Genomic DNA, 19,926 nt, shown 5'->3' with positions numbered 1-19,926 from the left:
TGCTACCGTTTTGATAATTATATGTTATGGTTAGTATATGTAAACAATATGTAATTTATAAGGATATTAGTAATGAACGTAGTTCAAAGAAAAGCCGAAGCTGCCGCTAACCACAAAGCAAATCTCTCTGCTTCGGTTAAACGTCGTATGGAAGTTGCTCGCGCTAATAATGATGCTGGATTGCTAAATATCCTCGAACAAGAAATGAAGCAACTAGGCTTAAGTTAAAAAAATCAAAAAAAACTAAAAAAATCAAAAAGAGACATTTTATGTCTCTTTTTGATTTTTTTAGTTTTTGTTTTTTTGATTTAGGACGCACCGCCAAAAACTTCTATGTTCTCAAATAGGCAGGTGGGGGAAGCATGACCGACTCGAATAACTTGATTTGGTTCTCCCTTGCCACAAAAAGGAGAGCCATAGGCTTCAACGGTATCGCGATCGCCTACTTTGGCGAGACTGCGCCAAAATTGGTTGGTAACGCCCCGATAGTTGGGATTGCGTAGGGTTTTGGTAAGTTTGCCATTTTCGATTAGTTGGGCGTATTCACAGCCAAACTGGAACTTATTACGATAATCATCGATCGACCAAGATCGATTCGATTGCATGTATACGCCCCGCTCAATATTGCTAATTATCGTCTCAAAGGAATGTTCGCCAGCTTCTAGATTGATATTTGCCATGCGATCGATCGCAGGACGATTCCATGAGGTGGCTCTCGCATTAGCAACCCCCTTGATCCCCGATCGCAATTGACTTTCAGAACTCCCTAAGCCACGGAGGAGCTTTCCCTCTTTGATTAAATATTCCTTGGTTGCAGATATTCCCACATCATCAAAGGCATAGCTGGCAAATTCTCCAGCCATAGTCGGGTCAAAGGATACATTCATGATTGAAGATCCGTACTGCATCTTGCCAAAGTCTTCTAGCTTGACAAAGCTTCCGCCTGCATAGTTGCGCTCATCGCCTAAAATCCGATCTATTTCTAAGGGATGACCGATGCTCTCATGAATTTGTAACAACATTTGGTCGGGAGCAAGGACTAGGGATGTGGTTTCAGTGGGACATTCGATCGCGGAGAGGAGTTCAATTGCCTGTTCGCCAATGACTCTTGCTCTTTGTAAAAGGGTATCTCGATCGAATACCTCCACTCCGATTTGATTGCATCGGGCAAGTTGTCCTTTGTCTCCCCGTCTTTGAATAATTGCCCCATCTTGAGCGGTTGCCGCATAATCAGTGGCAATAACGAGAAATTTTTGATAAATATCCGAGCCATTGCTACTGACAAATTTGCTTTCGACCTCGGTAATTACGGCATAGGCACTTGTTTTCACGATCTGCTCGGAAACCTTTAAGGTGTCACAGATCTCGATGAGGAGTGAGTTGAGTTCTTTCGCATCGATCGCCTCCGATGGTTTGACAAATGGGGAAAAATATTGTCCGATCGCTTTTGGTCTTTGGGCGATCGTAAAACGATGCACAGCCCATTTTGCCGCAGTTTTAGCGCGATCGTAGGCTTGCTGAGCCATACGTTGAATATTGGTCAGATCGAGATTGTTGGTACTGGCATAGCCAAACTGCCCGTCCACTAATACTTCAATCATTACGCCGTGGGATTGACTGCGCCCGTTAGACTGGGGCTGGCGATCGCGCACATAACGAGTCGTATTAATTTCTCTAACTTCACGCAAGCCAATCCATTCCGCAGATGGTAGCTCGATGTGAGATAGGGCAACTTTGACATCAAACTTAAGATTAGGCTGCATGGATCTAATTTCTCAATTATTCTCTCGAAAAAGCTATTCTCTTTAACAATGATGACCACAAAAAAATGATCACAAAAATGACCACAAAATGACCACAAAAAACAAAGAAGCAGAGGTTTGCTATACAAACCCCTGCTTTTAGTAAGCGGGTGATGGGATTCGAACCCACGACATTCTCCTTGGCAAGGAGATGCTCTACCACTGAGCCACACCCGCGTTTTGTGCGCCACTGCGTTTAGCGCTTTATTAATATGCCAAACATTGCCAACAATGTCAACTACTTTTTGAAAATTTCTTCGATCTTTGCAACGCAAAGCTCAAAGTCCTAGAGATGAATGGCGGCGCTTCGCGCCGCCATTCATCTCTTTTGGGGATTTATGTCAATTCACGAAAGTGTGACAACACTTTTGTAAATTAAAAACTAAACATAGTAAGGGTTTTTAAGTTAAGAAATGGCGTAGCCATTTCTTAACTTGGTATTAGTACTTGAAGCCATTTTTACGCGTATGGATGGCGGGCTCCCCTTCACGAAGCCGTTCACCTGCGGTGATGGTCGCCAGAATGACGTTGTGATCTCCCGCATCAAGGCTACCTGTCACCGTCGCATCAAGATAGGCGATCGCATCAGTTAGATAGGGTTGTCCGCTAGGAGCTATTGCTGTCTCAATCCCCTCAAAGGGATCGACATCTGGCGCAAAGCCCTTAGCAAAATGTCCAATAATTTTACCTTGTCCTTTTTCCGCGATATTGACAACCAGAGGACTGCCGATGGTCAAGAAAGATTCAATGGGTCTGCCTTTAGAAACAATAATTGTTACCGAAGGAGGCGCAAACCCAGCTTGTTGAACCCATGAAGCTAGCATGGTTGCCGTTTTGCCATTTTGTTGAGAGGTGACAATAAACAAACCACTGGGAATTGCACCGATCGCCGCTCCAAGTTGTTCGTCTTGAGAAATGGTAATAGTCATTATTTGAGTTAAATGTAAGTTAAATGATTGATAAATTTTTAAAAACTTGTTTTAGCTTAACCCACCAAGTAAAGCTAAAAATGGCTACGCCATTTTTAGCTTTGGAAACCCTTACTGGGTTTGGTTTTTAATTCACAAAAGTGTGACAACACTTTCGTGAATTGCACAAATCAAAACCCAAAAGATGAGTGGCGGCGCTTCGCGCCGCCACTCATCTTTTGGGTTTTATGCCTTAATCAAACCTTACGTTGCTATAAGTACCCCAACATAATTAAAATCCAGAGCTAAAACCTGCGGCGCACGCTGCGCGTGCGCCGCAGGTTTTAGGGTTTTATATTTAATTAAGCCCACTTACCAAGCAAAACCATAAATAATCACAAAAAATAATCGCAAAGAAAAAGCGGCGCACTGCACCGCTTTTTCTTCGTTAAACGTAAGTTTAGACGTAAGCGGTCTGAAATCCCCACCAGAGGAGGAACCCGATCGCGCTCAAAACGACAATGCTAGATAGCATGATTGATAGGGGGCTGTCGGCATTTTCAAACTTCATGATGCCGCGATTAAAATCTGACATATAAGCAAAACCTAACTAGATAATTTAGATTACTTAACCAAAACAGTTTATTTATAGCTCAACTTCGATAGCGATCGCATAAAAGTAGCAAAATATCTAGGAATAAGCACTTTAGGATAGTAAATCACCTATGTCTGACTGGCTGCGCATTTTTTGGTTGCCATCTAAGTCCATCAAAAAGCTTAAGGAGTTACCCAAACATGCAGGAGTTTATTACATCACCGCTCTGTGGATTGTTTTGTATGTTGGCAAAACTAAAAATCTCCGCAATCGATGGAAAAATGACCACCATCGTTATCAGCAGTTTAGGATTTTGCATCCCTTTGGCAGACTACATTACAAGGTTTTAGAGATGGATCGGATTGATGCGTATGAAAAGTCCGAAATTAGTCGATTTCGTCCCAAGTGGAATGGGACGGCAAGGGTGACTTTTTGGAATTTACTATGTTTGTTTATAGCTGTGTGGGGAAGATTGGCAATTTATGTTTTGTTGCTTTTACTGGCGATCGCGACCCTAATTTATTTTCTGTAGATGAGCTAAGTAACTTTTAATTTTGGGCTTTGAGAAAGGGTTTGCGTAGCAAACCCTTTCTCAAAGCCTATTTCAAAATCTTGCGAGATGGGGAAACTAGATAAAGAATGTAGCAATGTAAGATTTGCTTAGGACATAAAACCCTAAAGAGGAGTGGCGGCGCGAAGCGCCGCCACTCCTCTTTAGGGTTTTATCTGGCGTTGCTATAGAAAGCAATATTTTGGGGAGGTTTTATTGGGAGGTTTTATTGGGAGGTTTTATACTGGCAACAAACATCTATGGAGCTTATGTTGCTAACACCGATATCTGTAAAAAGTCGATTTCGAGCTATTTTTACAAGTATTTTGCTTACTGCCCCACCCAATTTGCCCGATCGCCTAGAACCCATAGTTGAACTAATAATTAATGACAACCTCAATGCGCTCAAATCGACCGAAAAAAATGAAAAAAACGAAAAAATAGATTTAACTCAGATAGATTTAACTATAGCTGCGATCGGCATCGGAGCCTATTGGCATCAGGATCTACAGGAAATGCGATCGCGTCTACTAGCATTACAATCCCATAGCAAAGCCAATATTCAAGAATTAGTATTAGCCTACGTCATCGCCTTAGCCTGTCTGGGTGAATTGCACCCCCGATTGCTTATTAACCATATCTGTGATGATTTTCAACAAAGGATCGCGTTAAGCCGTACCCCTCAAGCGCAACAGCAATGTTTAGCTCAGCTACAACTCGCGCAGCAATTTGTGGAGCATGGCGCAAGTACGATCGCATCCCATCGGGAAAAGGGGCTATCGGATGCGATCGCCAGTAGTTTGTACTACTTTTTGAGTACCCATCATAGTTGGCGCATAGTGACTACCCGCGCCCAAAGACATCCACAATCTAATCAGCTCCAAGTTACCATCCAATCAGGAGCGATCGCCGCCGCCTATCTGGGGGAAGTTAGCAGTCCTACTGCTCAAGATCACGCAAATTTCTCCAAACTATCTGCCAAAGCCATAATATTGGGAGATCGTCTATGGTCGGCATGGGTAGGTTTGTTCTAAGCCTCAAAAATTCATAGAATTAGACGTTGCGGCGCGAAGCGCCGCAACGTCTAATTCTTGGTTTTGTATGTCTATTTCTTTGGTAATCACAAGAAGAGCGCGGTGGCGCAAGGCACCCCCTAAATTCTATGTGCCGAGAACCATCTATCCACATAATACCAATTCACGAAAGTGTTGTCACACTTTCGTGAATTAAAAACCAAACCCAGTAAGGGTTTTCAAAGCTCAAAATGGCGTAGCCATTTTGAGCTTTGGTATAACCTATTTGTTGGTGCTAAATTAGATAGTTAATCAAGGGAGATCTACATATGCCAACACTCATTGGAATTTTGGTAACAGTCGCTTATGTATTTGGAGTTGTAAAATTTTTACAAGGTTTTCGACGTACCGACTTTTCTGGCAATCAAATTGGACTAGCATTACTTTGGCCAGTTCTCTTTGTCATGAATGGCAATTACCGTAAAAATTTTTTCAAAGCGCTTAAAGGCTCCTAATGACTTGGTGGAAACGACTCCGAGCCAATCCTCTTGCTTGGATTGGCATTATCATTTTGACGTTTTTTTACGCTGCGTCTTTATTTGCTGATTTCATGACCCCTTACGGTGTCAATGAATCCGTTAAAAATGGTGCTTTACTCCCACCAACACAAATATATTGGCACGATCGCCAAGGTCAGTATATTGGCGCTCACGTCTATCCCACGACTCAGGGTAAGGTCGATATGGAAACAGGCGATCGCGCCTTGATCGTTGATTACACCCAGCCCTCCCAGATCCAGCTCTTTCAAGCGGGGCATTTATTCAAGACGAGCAACGCGCCCCTTAATCTACTGGGAACCGACGAACAGGGACGCGACCAATTAACGCGACTTCTGCATGGCGGTAGAATTAGCCTATTAATTGGCTTTATCGGTACAATTATTTCCTATACCATTGGTTGCCTTGTCGGGGGTATTTCTGGATATATTGGCGGATGGCTTGATGTAGTTTTAATGCGCTTTGTTGAAGTTCTGATGTCAGTGCCTTCGATTTATCTGTTAGTAGCATTAGCTGCAATTTTGCCGCCTCAAATCAGTAATACTCAAAGATTCGCATTAATTATCGCCATAATTTCGTTTGTGTCATGGTCAGGTTTAGCAAGAATAATTCGTGGACAAGTGTTGTCTATCAAAGAACAAACTTTCATTTTGGCGGCTCGTGCGTCGGGAGCCAGCCCATTACGAATTATTATCAAGCATGTTTTACCCCAGACCATCACATTTATCATCATTTCGGCAACCCTCGATATCCCCCGATTTATAGTCGTAGAGGCAGTCTTAAGCCTTGTGGGACTCGGGATTCAGCCACCCGATCCCTCATGGGGTAATATGCTGTCTTTGTCCACCAATGCCTCGATTGTCATTCTTCAACCTTGGCTAGTGTGGGCTCCAGCATTAGCAATCGTATTGACGGTGCTATCATTTAATCTCTTGGGTGATAGTTTACGCGATGCCCTTGACCCAAAAAACATTAGGCAATAGACTTTTCACAAAAACGTCCTGATAGTCTTAAAAAATATATCGCCAAAATGCTTAGGCAATTAGGTAGTATGAGACTAGGATTTAGGCTATTTTGTATTGTTTGTGACGGGTTTTTGCTCTTTCGTCATGTCAATCTGAAAGTCAGCATCAGCAAAATAGGAGTATATTCAGCGTGCAGTACTTAGCGGAACTTCAAAAAACTCAAGCAGCTTTTGGATTAGGTGGTAATTCTTCAATCCGTTTGTTAGCACGTAATACGGGCGAAAATGTTTGGCAGCCGATTACGAACGAGCAAGTTTTACCAATTCAAGATTCAAGCCAAGCCAAAGATTTTAAAGATGGTCAGATGGTAATTGCCGAAGTTACGGGCAGTAACCAAGTGCAAAGCGTGCAAGACGCTTCTAGAAAGATTGTCAATATTCTGCAAGCCTTTTCGCGATCGCAGGATAAGTATAAAGCTGCTGAAGAAGAAGTTGAACAGTGGAAGCAATCTCTTAATTTTCAAAGTCAAGTACTACATCGCCGCGAGCAAGAATTAGAGCAAAAGGAATTAGAACTAGAACATCTCGATACGAGAAAGCAAGAAATCGAAGAGTTAGAAGCCAAGCTGGCTAAAGAACGTAGCGAAATCGAAAATGTAAGAGCAGGCATTGAAACCGAACGGGGTCAGTTTGAAGCTAAGGCGGCAGCCTTAACGGTCGATCAAGCCGAAAATATCAAAACTCTAATCTCTCAATTATCGACAAATTTTACAAATCCAGATTCCCTAAGAAATAGGGTTCATAGTGCTCTTGATTTAATAAATAAACGCCAAGAGGTACTCACGGAATTTTGGCAAGGTTTAGATGGGCTCAAAAATGAGGCTGAGAAACAAAAGGGAATTCTAGCCAAATCAACGGAGGAGCTTAACAATCGTAAAAATCAATGGCAACAAACTCAAATTGCCTTAGCTGATGCTCAAGCGGAGTTAAAAGCGCAGCGTGGCATTCTCAAGCTGCAAGAGAATAATATAGCGATGTCTAGGTTGCAGTTAGATGCCCAAATCGATCTATACGAGCAAACTTCTAATGCGATCGAGTCTTTGGGGGGGCCAGGAAGCATAGAAGTATTGAGTCCCGAAGAAGAAAGTCGTTTACAGTCAATGACGATCGAAGAGTTGGAATCAACTATTAAGGCTCTGCAAGCAGATTTCGATCGCTTAGTAAATTATGTTAGCGCCCAAGAAGATGAGCTAGCTGGACTCGAGGGTGAAATTGCCGACATCCAAAGTCAGGTGGAAACAGCCGATCAGTTCGCCAGAATAGAGCTAGAAAGTAATAAAGAATTTGTGGAGGAACAATATAACCTTCTTGAGGAAAGCGTTTCAGGAATGAGACGCGGTATGCAGGAACGTTTGTCCGTATTAAATCAACAGAAGGCGATTCTAGATCGTCGTAAAGGGATTACCGTTGAAGAGAGTCCCGTTCAAAGCTTATTGCCTTTGCTTTCCCAAATTGAGGCGCAAAAAAATCGCCAAGAGCAAGAATTGATGAAGATGGAAAGTCAAATTGAGGCGGTGAGAAATTATACGCAGCAACAGCAAGAAGTCCTTGGCAAGCAAACTCAGGATCATCTACAGCAAGAGCAAGCGATTCGGGCTTCGGAAGCCCAGCAGCAGGATCGGATTAGACTTGTTGCTGAGCTGCTGGGGCAAATTAGCGCTCAAGAAAAGCTTTTGCGTCCTGTGCAGGATATTGTCGATACATTGCGACCTCAGTTAGAAGGGGCAATCCAAGACTTAGGAAATATGTCCAATGGGAATAACTCTGCACAGGTATTAACCGATTTACAATCGATTATTCAGAGTTTAGTTGCTTCCTGAAAAAACTAATTAGGACATAACCGCAAAAGGCAAGTGGCGGCGCTTTGCGCCGCCACTTGCCTTTTGCGGTTTGCCTCTCTTTTATACCAAGTTAAGAAATGGCGTAGCCATTTCTTAACTTGGTTTTCAAAACCCAAGAAGGGAATGGCGGCGCTTCGCGCCGCCATTCCCTTCTTGGGTTTTATAGCTACAGTCACTTGAATGAGAACAAATCAAACTCCAAGAATTGGCTGGCGGCGCGAAGCGCCGCCAGCCAATTCTTGGGGTTTATGTCCTAATACACTTGGCGACAGCTATAATACAGGGCGGCTTGATTTAATCTTCGATTTTAATCGAGATAATTTTATCGCCACGACGGATAGCTTGAGCTACTTCCGTATCTTCGGTATAACCAAAAGCTGCATATTGTCCATCTAAGAAAGATGCATCACCAAGGGTAATGAAAAATTGGCTAGTGGCACTATTCGGATCGTTAGTGCGTGCCATGGAGAATACGCCCGCCTTATTGTGCTTAATCACTGGCTTTTTTCCACCAGTTAAAATTTTGCCAATGGTTGCTTCGCTGTCACCTTCGGCAAAAATTTCCAATTTGATGCGATCGCCCGAACCGCCAGTCCCATTACCAAGCGGATCGCCACCTTGGATCACAAATCCTGGTTCGACACGATGAAAAGTTAGCCCATCATAAAAGCCGTGCTTAGATAGATCTACGAAATTTTTGACAGTGATCGGAGCGTGCAGATCGTCTAACTCAGCACGAATTGTTCCTTTATCGGTCTCTATTACTGCACGAATCATAAGTACGCTTACCAGAAAGTTTTTGACAATTTAAAAGCAGCTTAAAGTATAGCAATCGTCAAGGTGTTTCAAATATATCGATATGCTTAAAGTCTGGGCAAAGTAAGGGCAATTCATGAATTGCTCAGACTTTTGTTTAGTATGATGGAGTTTATAGATCGGCTTTGAGGATCGTACGGATTATGGATAGCAATAATTTGCTCAAGCAATTACTCATGCTTGGTGTCGGCACAACTTCCCTTGTTTTAGAAAAAATCAAAGAAGCCAGTGAAGATTGGGTCAAAGATGGCAAAATCGATCCCGATCAAGCCTCCGAAATTCTCAACGATATTGCCAGCCGTCTCAAATCAGAACAGGGAAATTTGGAAACTTTAATTCAGCGCCAGATTCGCAATGTCATGCAAGATTTGGGAGTGCCGCGTCAAAATGAGATGGATGAACTGCGCGGGCGGATCGATCGCCTAGAGCGTCAGGTACGGGAATTAGAAAATAAACAGTGGCGCTAATTAATGAATGATGCGGGAATTCTGTATTTGGTGGGAACACCGATCGGTAATCTAGAGGATATGACTTTTCGGGCGATCGCCACATTAAAACAGGTTGATTTAATCGCTGCCGAGGATACTAGACATACGGGCAAGCTACTACATCACTTTGGCATTGATACGCCGCAAACTAGCTATCACGAGCATAATGCCCATAAGCGCGTCCCCGAATTGGTGGAAAAATTATTACAAGGAATGACGATCGCTTTGGTCACCGATGCAGGGATGCCTGCGATTTCCGATCCTGGAGTAGAACTCGTCCAAGGCTGTATCGCTTCAGGGGTAAAGGTGATCCCGATTCCCGTCGTTACCGCAGGTATCGCTGCCCTAACCGTTTCTGGCTTTGCCACGCAGCATTTTGGCTTTGATGGATTTTTACCAATTGACAAAAAGGAACGGCGCGATCGCTTAGAAATTTTGCGTTTAGAAACCCGTACGATGATTCTCTACGAAGCCCCCCATCGGTTATTACGCACCCTTGAGGATTTAGCAGAGAGTTTTGGCAAAAACAGACGGATCGCGATTGCGCGGGAACTAACAAAGCTCCATGAAGAGTTTTGGCGGGGCTCGATCGAAGGGGCGATCGCTTATTTTACCGATCGCGCTCCGAAGGGAGAATTTACCCTAGTGATCGAGGGAGCAGAGCCCAGCTTTAAAAAATCTTGGACAGAAGAAATAATTATCAAAGAATTACAGAATCTGATCGACTCAGGTGTTTCGCGATCGGAAGCTAGCCGTCAACTGGCGGAACTCGCAGAATTACCGCGTCGGCAAATTTATCAATTAGCATTGACCCTGCCATAGCTCTACCGCTATCGCTATCGCCAAATGTACGAGGAAACCCCAAGAATTGAGTGGCGGCGCGAAGCGCCGCCACTCAATTCTTGGGGTTTGATTTGTCCTCATTCAAGTGACTGTAGCTATAGCAATAGGTCTAAACTTTTATTGCACAGCAGAAATAACTTTTAGCTCTAGATTTATGCTATCTGTTGAGGAATAGTCAGGTTAATCTAGAGGTTCTATGCTGAGCAGATTATCAGAACAGAAAATGCATGTCATTAAGGTAGTTCTTGCGGTTGGTTGGCTGCTATTGATATTGACTCTTTTTTACGATCCGCTCTCTTTTTACCTCACCGATCCTAACAATCTCCATAGTCCTTTTAGGATCGATCCCAATAGATATTTAGATCCCTCCCAATGCGTGAAGCTCCAAGGTATTTGTCAACCAGAAAATCCCTATGGCATGGGGGCAAGAATATTTTGGTCGATCATTATCCCTGCGGGATTACTGACGATTTTTGTATTTGGACATGAGGTATGGCGACGCATTTGTCCATTATCGTTCTTCTCGCAAATACCCCGTGCTTTGGGGATTCAGCGCAAACAAAAAATCACTTCTGCTAATGGCAAAACCCGTTATCAGTTGTTTAGCGTCGATAAAAATTCTTGGTTAGGGAAAAATCATTTATACCTCCAATTTGGTTTGTTTTTTTTAGGGATCAATATTCGCATTCTTTTTGTGAATTCCGATCGCCTAGCCCTAGGGATCTTCTTTATTTTGACGATTTTGGCAGCAATCTCCGTCGGCTATCTCTTTGCGGGTAAGAGTTGGTGTCAATATTTTTGCCCAATGGCTCCAGTTCAGGTCGTATTTACAGGAACCCGAGGGCTATTAGACAGTCAGTCGCACTTAGGTCAAAAATTGGGCGTTACCCAGTCCATGTGCCGCGAATTTGATAAATCCACAGGCAAAGAAAAAAGTGCTTGTGTTGCTTGTCAAAACCCTTGTATTGATATTGACTCTGAGCGAGCTTATTGGGAACAAATTGAACGTCCAGATCGCAGGCTCCTCTATTATGGATATCTGGGGCTAGTATTTGGCTTTTTCTTCTATTACTTTCTCTATGCTGGTAACTGGGATTATCTGTACTCTGGTATTTGGAGCCATGAAGAAGGACAAATCAGTAAAGTTTTTGGGGCAGGTTTTTATATTTTCAATCAAGCCATCCCCATTCCTAAGATTATTGCCGCGCCCCTGACCTTAGCAACATTTGGTTTTGGTACCTATATATTGGGAGGGATATCCGAAAATATTTATCGTCAATACTTACAAAAGAAAGGCAAAAAACTCACCAACGACCAAATCCTCCATCAAATCTTTACAGTTTTTACGGTCATTGCTTGGAACGTATTTTGGATATTTATCAGTCGCCCCGCCCCGCTCGAACGCCTGCTGACTGGTTTTACGGTCTTAGTTAGTGGATTGTGGTTTGCTCAAACTTTTTGGCGTACTTCTGAGCAGTATGAAAGGGAAGGATTAGCCAATAAACTACGCCGCCAGTTAGAAAAACTCGGCATCGATATGTCCAAGTTTGTCCAACGTGGTACGGATGAACTTAAACCTGATGAAGTGTATATTTTGGCGAAAGTGCTGCCTGAAGTAACTCGTGACCAACGGGATAAGGTATATCGTGGTGTATTGATCGAAGCTTTGGAAGATGGAATCATCAGTGCGACCGAAGAAAACCTCCTAAAAGAACTTCGCAAAGAACTAGAAATCGATATCGACCAGCATTATTCAATGCTGGCGAGTTTGGGTATTGAGGATCCCACTCTCTTTAATCCAGACAAACAATTTAACCTAGAAAAACGTTTGCGTTTAGATGCCTATCGTAATAACTTAGAGTTTTTGATTTTCGATTTAGTTGATAGTGGGGTTCCTATCAGCGAAGCCTTAGAGCGTAAAAAATCTCGAATTGATTCGTTAAAGCAGGAATATCGGATTAGTGAAGAAGAAGAAGAACTAATTGCGGCTGAAATCTTGGGTGAGGCAGGAAGTTTATTTAATAATGCCCAGCAGTTACTAGAAAGCTTGCGGGACATCCATTCTCAGGTAACGCACCTAGAGGATTTGCCTAACGATCCTCAAAGTTCGGTCTATCAATTGCTCCGTAATATTCTGCTCGATCGCGAAAAAATTGTCATCCATAAGTTGATGTCTATTATTGAAGTATTAGGCGATCGCCCAATGGTTGCCCAGATTGTCAGAGAGATCGATTTACTTACCCCTACTTGCTTTAGGCAGGTTTTAGACCAAAAGCGCAACGAACGGTTATGGTCGGATCGTTTTAATGACAATGTGATTAGTTGGCTCGCCCAGCCCCATGATGACGAAATTTCTGCCACAAAAACCTTACCTGAAGATATAACTGCAAGCCTAATCAGTGTTTTGGAAAGATTTTTGCATGAGGATATCGAGCCATTGGTGCAGGCTCTAAGTTTAGAGGCTCTGCGTAAACTGGATGAGGAAAAAGCTCAGCGAGCCGCGGCGGAAATACGGCAAAAAGGTATAGATGCCACTTCAATTTTGGCAGAAACAGCGGAAGCTATTGCCAACAACTCATCTGATCGCAAAATCTTAACCACCCTCGAAAAAACCCTTTATTTATTTGAAACTAGATTTTTCCATCACATTAATATCAACACATTAATTGAAATTGCTCGATATTGTGAGGAAAAAAGTTTTATGCAGGGCGAAGTGCTCTGTCGGGCTGGAGATGTTAGCAATGAGTTACTGATTATTATCGATGGTCAAGTCGATGTAATCATGCAGCAGGAAGATGGATCGAACAAGGTGGTCAATCGCTGTTCCCACGGAGAAACGATCGGCGAATTGGGCGTTTTAACCCAAACTAATCGTTCGGCTACAGTTATTGCGGAAAGTGGTAAGGCTAGTGTGTTGACGCTCAGCGATCGCAATCTTGACTATTTGTTAAAACGCAATCCTTTGTTGTCGAGCACTCTTTTATCCATTGTGAGTAGTCGCTTGCAAAGAATTCTCGGACAAGTTCAATAAGTTTTGCTTAGGACATACAGCGCTTTGCGATCAAACCCAAACCAAGAAAACTTTCAAAAGTTTTCTTGGTTTGGGTTTGATCGATAATTGCTGTAAAGCCCAAAAGATGAATGGCGGCGCAAAGCGCCGCCATTCATCTTTTGGGCTTTACAGTTATATTATTTCCTACGACGCAAAAATGTTAAAAGCTTCTCAAAACCTATGGGTAATGGGGCAATATTGGTAATTATGTCACCTGAAACGGGATGCGTAAAAGTAAGCTTCCATGCATGAAGTGCTTGCCCTGATAGATACTGTGAGGTTTCTTTATTGGGATATCCATATATAGGATCGCCTGCGATCGCCCAACCCATATAGGCGGAATGCACCCGAATTTGATGGGTACGCCCTGTCTCTAGGTCGAATTTTACGAGGGTGTAATTTCCTAAACGTTCGCTAATTTGCCAATGGGTAATCGCTTTACGACCATCTTCAACCACTGCCATTTTTTTGCGATCGCTTTTATGCCGAGCGATCGCCGCATCAACTATTCCCGATTCGCTTTTAGGAACACCGCGCACAATGCCTAAATACTCGCGCCTTGCCGTTTTCGCTTGAATCTGGGCTTGTAAATCCTGATGGGCGCGATCGTTTTTTGCCACTACCATCGCGCCACTAGTATCCTTATCTAAGCGGTGAACGATTCCTGGTCGTTGAGTTCCATTTATCCCCGAAAGCTCTTGACAATGCGCTAAGAGAGCATTAACTAACGTTCCATCACTATGCCCCGCCGCAGGATGTACTACCAGTCCCGCAGGTTTATTAATCACGAGTAAATGTTCGTCTTCGTAGAGAACCTCTAAGGGAATCTCTTGCGCCACAATATCAAGGGCGACTGAGGCGGGAGTAATTAACTGAATACGATCGCCTGCTTTGATTAAATTCTTTTTGTTATCGCAGAGAATATCATTAATGGTGACATAGCCCTCATCAATTAAGGATTGAATACGCGATCGCGATAGCTCATTCAGGTGTTGCGATAAAAAGAGATCGATCCGCTGGGACTTTTCTAAATGTGCTGGAACTTCGATCAAGTTAAGATGCTCTTTTGTAGAATTAATTTCTGAATCCATAAACATCAAGATTGTATATTCCCATCATTATAATTTTTATAATTTTTGATATTGCCAATCATGAAAAAGGTTCTCATTTTGGGCGGCACGGGTGATGCGGTTAAACTCGCCGCTAAACTGGACAATATCGCTGAAATCGAAGTAATTAGTTCGCTGGCAGGTCGTACAAACAAACCAGCGGCTTTAGTCGGTCAAGTCCGTATTGGTGGATTTGGGGGTGTCGAAGGGCTAGCCAATTATTTACAGGACAATGCGATTGATTTTCTCATTGATGCCACGCATCCCTGTGCGGGGCAAATAACCTGTAATGCCGCGATCGCCGCTCGGAAGGTCAATATTCCGCACCTCATGCTAGTGCGCCCACAATGGGAAAAAACAATGGGCGATCGCTGGATCGAGGTAGAAAGCATTGAAGCTGCTGCCAAAGCGATTCCCGCATCCTTGCATCGTGTATTTATTACATCGGGCAGACAGCAGCTAGAGCCATTTTTACAGCGATCGCTTATTTACCCAGAGATGTGGTATTTGATTCGGTCGATCGATCCGCCCGATCTCCAGTTACCCAATAGTCAAGTCCTGCTCGATCGCGGTCCCTTTAGTTTAGATCGAGAACGACAATTACTACAGGATCTGCGGATTCAGGCGATCGTCAGCAAGAATAGTGGCGGCGAAGCAACCTATGCCAAGGTCATTGCGGCAAGGGAGCTAGGGCTACCGATCATTATGGTGCAACGTCCCGTCATGCCTGAAGGTAACAAGGTTACATCGATCGCCGAAGTGATCGCGTGGTTACGCCAGTTCTAAAAATCTAAGGTTAAAGCGATCGCAAAGTTGAGTTATACCAAATCACAAAATGGCATAGCCATTTTGTGATTTTATAGCTATAGCCAAATAAGTTAAGACATAAAACCCAGAAGAGTGTGGCGGCGCTTCGCGCCGCCACACTCTTCTGGGTTTTATTTTTGTCCTAACATAACTGGCTACTGGGTTTAGTTTTTATTTCACAAATTTTTATTTCACAAAAGTGTTGTCACACTTTCGTGAATTGGTATTAAAGATCCTAGCGCTAGCTATAATTAATGAAATTTGATCTAAATAATAAATCCATTTATAAAAGGATATAGCGATTGATATGGGGCGATTAGGCGTTTTACTGCTGAACCTTGGTGGACCAGACAAACTAGAGGATGTCCGCCCTTTTTTGTATAACTTATTCTCTGACCCAGAAATTATTCGCTTGCCTTCACCATTATTGCAAGCGCCCCTAGCTTGGTTAATCTCAACCCTAAGGGCTAAAAAATCTCAGGAAAACTACAAAAAGATTGGTGGCGGTTCACCCCTAAGGCGTATTACTGAAGCTCAAGGACAAGCTTTGCGATCGCAACTTCAGCAAAACGGACTGGATGTTAATGTATATATCGGAATGCGCTACTGGCATCCCTTCACCGAAGAGGCGATCGCCCAAATTAAGCGAGATAATATCGAAGAATTAGTAGTTTTACCTTTATATCCCCAGTTTTCGATCAGCACGACGGGATCTAGCTTTCGCCTCTTAGATCGCATTTGGAAAGTCGATCCCGATCTCCAAAAAATTAAATATACCGTTGTACCTTCTTGGTATGACAATTCAGGTTATTTACAAGCGATGGCAAATCTGATCGCCACCGAACTAGATCGCGTTAAGAATCCTAGCGCCGCTCATATATTTTTCAGTGCTCACGGTGTGCCTGTTAGCTATATCGAAGAAGCAGGCGATCCTTACCAAAAGGAAATTGAAGCCTGTGCCGCCCTGATCATGCAAAAGCTCAATCGGAGCAATCCCTATACCCTCGCCTACCAAAGTCGAGTTGGTCCTGTCGAGTGGCTACAGCCCTATACCGATGTCGCGATCGAAGAACTCGCCCAACAGGGGGTAAAAGAACTAGTCGTCGTTCCAATTAGCTTTGTCTCCGAGCATATTGAGACCCTCGAAGAAATCGATATGGAATATCGGGAAATCGCCGAACATGCTGGCATTGAAACCTTTGCCCGAGTTCCCGCCCCCGATACCGATCCCACTTTCATTCAAGCCCTCGCCGATGTAGTGGTAAAGGCTCTAAGCGATCGCCCCAAACTCTTCTCCGAAACCATCCAACCGCAAAAAAACACCAAACTTTATCCTCAAGAGCGGTGGGAATGGGGAATGACCCAGTCTGCCGAAGTATGGAATGGTCGTTTAGCGATGCTCGGCTTCTTGATCTTGCTCCTAGAGCTATGGCTAGGGCGGGCACAAATTCTGCAATAAAAAAAGGGCGCTATGCGCCCTTTTTTTATTGCTTAAGAACCAACCTAGAAGAGATTACCGCTCGCTACGCGAGCGGTAATCTCTCTGGTTAGCTACTTATACCAATTCACGAAAGTGTGACTACACTTTTGTGAATTAAACACCAAACCCAGTAAGGTTTTGAGATTTCCAAAATGGCGTTGCCATTTTGGAAATTGGTATAAGGGTTTGAAAAACTAAAAATGGCGTAGCCATTTTTAGTTTTGGTATTAATTAGCTCGCAGCATTAGATTCACGACGGACAGAGACATTCGCTTTGGGTTCGCCTTTGATTTTGGAAACTACGGAATTCCAGCCAAACTTGGTCAAAGCAACCAACCAGTTACCCTCTAGCTCGCGGAACATCGCCATATTCATATGGAATGAAGCATTAGCTTCATCAACAATGCGCTCGGCAGTGGCGGCATCTACGGGCAAAGTATCGAGGGCTTCACGGTAGCGTTTTTTGAATTCACCATGATTGCGAATATCATTGAACTCATAGAAAGCAGTCCCATTGCCATCTTGTAAACCCATGGACTCCTTCGCGATTTTCTTGAGAATCTGACCACCAGACAGATCGCCCATATAGCGGGTATAGGCATGAGCGACTAGCAACACGGGATCATTAGCCGAAATCTCGCGAATACGCGCAAGGTACTTTTCACAAGCAGGTGTAGGCTTGAACTCTTCGCGCCAGTTGGAGCCGAAGTAAAATAGCATGTCAAGTTCGAGGCTCTTTTCGCGCCACAATTCGCGGTAGTAAAGTTTGCTGAGTACGGGATCGTTTTTGTGGGTTTCAAACTCTTCTTCGATCGCCTTATAAACGAAGTAAAGGTTGCCGACGAGTCTGCTATAGGCGGTCTTGTTAACTACACCCTTCAAAAAGCATTTAATAAAATCCGTACTCTCAGCCGCAGAATGAGATTTTTGTGTGCCGACACGCAAAAGTGTTGCTAAACCTTGACTCATGGGTTCTCCTAAACTTTATTAATTAAAAATGGGATCGTCATTATGGCTAGACAAGGCTTTACACCTCCTAGCCCAAATTTAAAATTAGTAGTAAAAACAGCAATAAAAGAAATTATCGAACTATATGCTGGGATAGGCTAGTTAAGTTAATCAAGATAATTATATGTAGTCAAAAGCAGCGATCGCGGCTGTAGGCTTAAATCGTCAGCATTTGACATAAGTTTCAATTATATAAGTCAAACCATAGAAAAATTTCTAGTCTGTAACAAATTTTCATCTACCATCACGCCCATATAATGTAGTCAGCATCTCCTAATTTGGATCGGGTATTAAAGCCGATCGCTTTAAATTAGAATTTAGTCAAGCTAGCTTGAAGAGGTAATAAATTTTGGTTTTAAGCGGATACGAATACCTACTGGTATTCATCATCGTTTGTACATTAGTGCCGTTATCGGGACTAGCATTATCAGCTCTGTTAAGCCCAAAACAGTCAGGAGCAGCAGGTCGTACCACTTACGAATCTGGATGCGAACCCATTGGGGGAGCATGGATACAGTTTAATATTCGTTATTATATGTTCGCGCTTGCCTTCGTTATCTTTGACGTAGAAACGGTATTTTTATACCCTTGGGCGATCGCCTTTAGCAAACTAGGTTTACTTGCCTTTGTTGAAGCATTAATTTTTATTAGCATTCTCGTATTAGGTCTAGTCTACGCTTGGAGAAAAGGAGCCTTAGAATGGTCATGAAATCCGAAAACGTTGGTCTGGACTTTACCATTGAAGAGCAGACCCAACGCCTCATCAATCCAGCCTCAACGCCACAAGTCACCCAAGACTTATCTAATAATGTCGTCTTGACCACTCTCAATGACCTCTATAACTGGTCGAGAATGTCTAGCCTTTGGCCAATGCTCTATGGCACGAGCTGTTGCTTCATTGAGTTTGCGGCGATGATTGGCTCTAGATTTGACTTCGATCGCTTTGGACTACTTCCCCGTTCGAGCCCTCGTCAAGCTGACTTGATTATCACCGCAGGCACAGTCACCATGAAGATGGCTCCTGCATTGGTAAGACTCTATGAACAAATGCAAGAACCCAAGTATGTAATTGCCATGGGCGCTTGCACGATTACAGGTGGCATGTTTAGTACGGACTCTTACACCACAGTACGTGGCGTTGATAAGTTAATTCCCGTGGATGTATATATTCCTGGTTGCCCTCCTCGTCCTGAAGCAATCATGGATGCCATCATCAAGCTTCGTAAGAAGATTGGTACAGAAGGTTTTCAAGAAAGAGCTAACCTCAATCGCACCCATCGTTACTATGCTGTCAAGCATGAAATGAAGGTTGTTAACCCAATCCTCACAGGACAATACTTAGAAATGCCCAGTCGGATTGCTCCACCCAAGGAATTGGTCGAATCTGGCATTCCTTTACCTGCATTACAAATGGCTCAGAAGGAGGTAGAAACCGTTGGCAGATAATGAAACTAATAGTTCAGAGCAAGCAGCATTAGTCACAACGGAAGTAACCGCTCCCGTTTCGGAATGGCTGACTAATAATGGCTTTGAGCATGAATTTTTGGGATTAGATAAGCAAGGCGTACCCATCCTCAAAATTGATCGCCAATTTTTACTTCCTTTCTCGACGGCTCTCTATGCCTATGGCTTTAACTACTTGATGATGCAATGTGGTTATGATGCTGGGGCAGGCGATAGCCTCGTAAGTGTTTACCATTTAGGTAAGCTCAGCGATGAGGGGATTAATAAAAGCGATCGCCTTGAAGAAGTCCGCGTCAAGGTATTTCTCCCTCGCACCGATCCGCGCTGTCCGTCGGTCTACTGGATCTGGAAAACCGCCGATTGGCAAGAGCGCGAAACCTTCGATATGTACGGCATCATCTACGAAGGACATCCCAATCTCAAACGCATTCTCATGCCCGAAGACTGGATTGGCTATCCCATGCGCAAGGATTACGTCACGCCAGACTTCTACGAGTTACAAGACGCATATTAAAAAGAAAGCACCCAATGGGTGCTTTCTTTTTAATATGTGAGAGGCGGTGCATTGC

The 19,926-nt window shown here is 43.5% G+C and carries 20 protein-coding genes and 1 tRNA gene; 14 read left to right on the top strand and 7 right to left on the bottom strand.

Annotation, left to right across the window (positions count from 1 at the left end):
* The first annotated feature begins 72 nt into the window (after window positions 1-72).
* The gene (locus PseudUWO310_RS22720; RefSeq protein WP_009629275.1) at window positions 73-228 is read left to right on the top strand and encodes a hypothetical protein; all 156 of its coding nucleotides are present in this window, start codon (window positions 73-75) and stop codon (window positions 226-228) included.
* 80 nt (window positions 229-308) lie between these two features.
* Here the strand turns inward: PseudUWO310_RS22720 and PseudUWO310_RS03270 are convergent, their stop codons facing one another.
* The 4 genes from PseudUWO310_RS03270 to PseudUWO310_RS23505 all read right to left on the bottom strand — a co-directional run bounded on the left by PseudUWO310_RS03270 (window position 309) and on the right by PseudUWO310_RS23505 (window position 3,305).
* Window positions 309-1,763 (bottom strand): TldD/PmbA family protein, encoded by a 1,455-nt coding sequence (locus PseudUWO310_RS03270; RefSeq protein ID WP_142598965.1) that lies wholly within the window; start codon window positions 1,761-1,763, stop codon window positions 309-311.
* A gap of 144 nt (window positions 1,764-1,907) precedes the next feature.
* Window positions 1,908-1,979 (bottom strand) — tRNA-Gly (locus PseudUWO310_RS03265).
* Between the two features lie 263 nt (window positions 1,980-2,242).
* Complete coding sequence (locus tag PseudUWO310_RS03260) at window positions 2,243-2,731, bottom strand: flavin reductase family protein (protein ID WP_142598963.1); 489 nt, start codon at window positions 2,729-2,731, stop codon at window positions 2,243-2,245.
* A gap of 439 nt (window positions 2,732-3,170) precedes the next feature.
* Window positions 3,171-3,305: a hypothetical protein gene (locus tag PseudUWO310_RS23505; RefSeq protein ID WP_009627327.1), complete on the bottom strand. Its 135-nt coding sequence runs from the start codon at window positions 3,303-3,305 to the stop codon at window positions 3,171-3,173.
* 130 nt (window positions 3,306-3,435) lie between these two features.
* Here PseudUWO310_RS23505 and PseudUWO310_RS03255 point away from each other — a divergent pair, with 130 nt between their 5' ends.
* The 5 genes from PseudUWO310_RS03255 to hmpF all read left to right on the top strand — a co-directional run bounded on the left by PseudUWO310_RS03255 (window position 3,436) and on the right by hmpF (window position 8,269).
* Window positions 3,436-3,837 carry an excinuclease ABC C subunit domain protein gene (locus PseudUWO310_RS03255; protein WP_009627328.1) on the top strand — a complete coding sequence of 134 codons (402 nt, stop codon included), beginning with the start codon at window positions 3,436-3,438 and terminating at the stop codon, window positions 3,835-3,837.
* 287 nt (window positions 3,838-4,124) lie between these two features.
* Window positions 4,125-4,889 carry a hypothetical protein gene (locus PseudUWO310_RS03250; RefSeq protein WP_142598961.1) on the top strand — a complete coding sequence of 255 codons (765 nt, stop codon included), beginning with the start codon at window positions 4,125-4,127 and terminating at the stop codon, window positions 4,887-4,889.
* 308 nt (window positions 4,890-5,197) lie between these two features.
* Window positions 5,198-5,383, top strand: a complete 186-nt coding sequence (locus tag PseudUWO310_RS03245) for a hypothetical protein (protein ID WP_142598959.1) — start codon at window positions 5,198-5,200, stop codon at window positions 5,381-5,383.
* Window positions 5,383-6,408 (top strand): ABC transporter permease, encoded by a 1,026-nt coding sequence (locus PseudUWO310_RS03240; RefSeq protein ID WP_142598957.1) that lies wholly within the window; start codon window positions 5,383-5,385, stop codon window positions 6,406-6,408. Before PseudUWO310_RS03245 ends, PseudUWO310_RS03240 begins: the two co-directional genes overlap by 1 nt.
* 172 nt (window positions 6,409-6,580) lie before the next feature.
* On the top strand, window positions 6,581-8,269 hold the full coding sequence (gene hmpF / locus PseudUWO310_RS03235) for a pilus motility taxis protein HmpF (protein ID WP_142598955.1): 1,689 nt from the start codon (window positions 6,581-6,583) through the stop codon (window positions 8,267-8,269).
* 315 nt (window positions 8,270-8,584) lie between these two features.
* On the opposite strand, the gene PseudUWO310_RS03230 is transcribed toward hmpF, so the two are convergent.
* Window positions 8,585-9,067, bottom strand: coding sequence for a peptidylprolyl isomerase (locus tag PseudUWO310_RS03230; RefSeq protein WP_009626723.1), 483 nt, complete (start codon window positions 9,065-9,067; stop codon window positions 8,585-8,587).
* Between the two features lie 182 nt (window positions 9,068-9,249).
* On the opposite strand from PseudUWO310_RS03230, the gene PseudUWO310_RS03225 reads away from it, so the two are divergent.
* From PseudUWO310_RS03225 to PseudUWO310_RS03215, 3 genes are all read left to right on the top strand, one after another.
* Complete coding sequence (locus PseudUWO310_RS03225) at window positions 9,250-9,573, top strand: phasin family protein (RefSeq protein WP_009626722.1); 324 nt, start codon at window positions 9,250-9,252, stop codon at window positions 9,571-9,573.
* Between the two features lie 3 nt (window positions 9,574-9,576).
* A complete protein-coding gene (rsmI, locus tag PseudUWO310_RS03220) occupies window positions 9,577-10,416 on the top strand; it encodes a 16S rRNA (cytidine(1402)-2'-O)-methyltransferase (protein ID WP_142598953.1) in 840 nt (279 codons plus the stop codon).
* 217 nt (window positions 10,417-10,633) lie between these two features.
* Window positions 10,634-13,468, top strand: coding sequence for a cyclic nucleotide-binding domain-containing protein (locus PseudUWO310_RS03215; protein WP_142598951.1), 2,835 nt, complete (start codon window positions 10,634-10,636; stop codon window positions 13,466-13,468).
* Window positions 13,469-13,626: 158 nt separating this feature from the next.
* Here the strand turns inward: PseudUWO310_RS03215 and PseudUWO310_RS03210 are convergent, their stop codons facing one another.
* The gene (locus PseudUWO310_RS03210; RefSeq protein ID WP_223805508.1) at window positions 13,627-14,580 is read right to left on the bottom strand and encodes an RluA family pseudouridine synthase; all 954 of its coding nucleotides are present in this window, start codon (window positions 14,578-14,580) and stop codon (window positions 13,627-13,629) included.
* A 60-nt stretch (window positions 14,581-14,640) separates the two neighbouring features.
* On the opposite strand from PseudUWO310_RS03210, the gene PseudUWO310_RS03205 reads away from it, so the two are divergent.
* Both PseudUWO310_RS03205 and hemH read left to right on the top strand, forming a co-directional pair.
* Window positions 14,641-15,384 carry a cobalt-precorrin-6A reductase gene (locus PseudUWO310_RS03205; RefSeq protein WP_142598949.1) on the top strand — a complete coding sequence of 248 codons (744 nt, stop codon included), beginning with the start codon at window positions 14,641-14,643 and terminating at the stop codon, window positions 15,382-15,384.
* Between the two features lie 328 nt (window positions 15,385-15,712).
* Window positions 15,713-16,864: a ferrochelatase gene (gene hemH / locus PseudUWO310_RS03200; protein WP_142598947.1), complete on the top strand. Its 1,152-nt coding sequence runs from the start codon at window positions 15,713-15,715 to the stop codon at window positions 16,862-16,864.
* 252 nt (window positions 16,865-17,116) lie between these two features.
* Here hemH and PseudUWO310_RS03195 read toward each other — a convergent pair whose 3' ends face one another.
* Window positions 17,117-17,854 carry a heme oxygenase (biliverdin-producing) gene (locus tag PseudUWO310_RS03195; protein ID WP_142598945.1) on the bottom strand — a complete coding sequence of 246 codons (738 nt, stop codon included), beginning with the start codon at window positions 17,852-17,854 and terminating at the stop codon, window positions 17,117-17,119.
* 385 nt (window positions 17,855-18,239) lie between these two features.
* On the opposite strand from PseudUWO310_RS03195, the gene ndhC reads away from it, so the two are divergent.
* Genes ndhC through PseudUWO310_RS03180 form a run of 3 tightly spaced genes read left to right on the top strand, consistent with a single transcriptional unit; the run spans window position 18,240 to window position 19,871 of the window.
* Entirely contained in the window at window positions 18,240-18,602 is a 363-nt protein-coding gene (gene ndhC / locus PseudUWO310_RS03190) for an NADH-quinone oxidoreductase subunit A (RefSeq protein ID WP_040687825.1), read from the top strand.
* Complete coding sequence (locus PseudUWO310_RS03185; protein ID WP_190315889.1) at window positions 18,599-19,339, top strand: NADH dehydrogenase subunit K; 741 nt, start codon at window positions 18,599-18,601, stop codon at window positions 19,337-19,339. The genes ndhC and PseudUWO310_RS03185 overlap by 4 nt, the downstream gene beginning before the upstream one ends.
* Window positions 19,329-19,871 (top strand): NAD(P)H-quinone oxidoreductase subunit J, encoded by a 543-nt coding sequence (locus tag PseudUWO310_RS03180; protein ID WP_142598943.1) that lies wholly within the window; start codon window positions 19,329-19,331, stop codon window positions 19,869-19,871. Before PseudUWO310_RS03185 ends, PseudUWO310_RS03180 begins: the two co-directional genes overlap by 11 nt.
* The last annotated feature ends 55 nt before the right edge of the window (window positions 19,872-19,926 follow it).

It is taken from the genome of Pseudanabaena sp. UWO310, assembly GCF_006861605.1.
GTDB lineage: Bacteria > Cyanobacteriota > Cyanobacteriia > Pseudanabaenales > Pseudanabaenaceae > Pseudanabaena.
The sequence above is the reverse complement of the archived record's forward strand: the minus strand, read 5'-3'. Positions and strand labels throughout refer to the sequence as shown.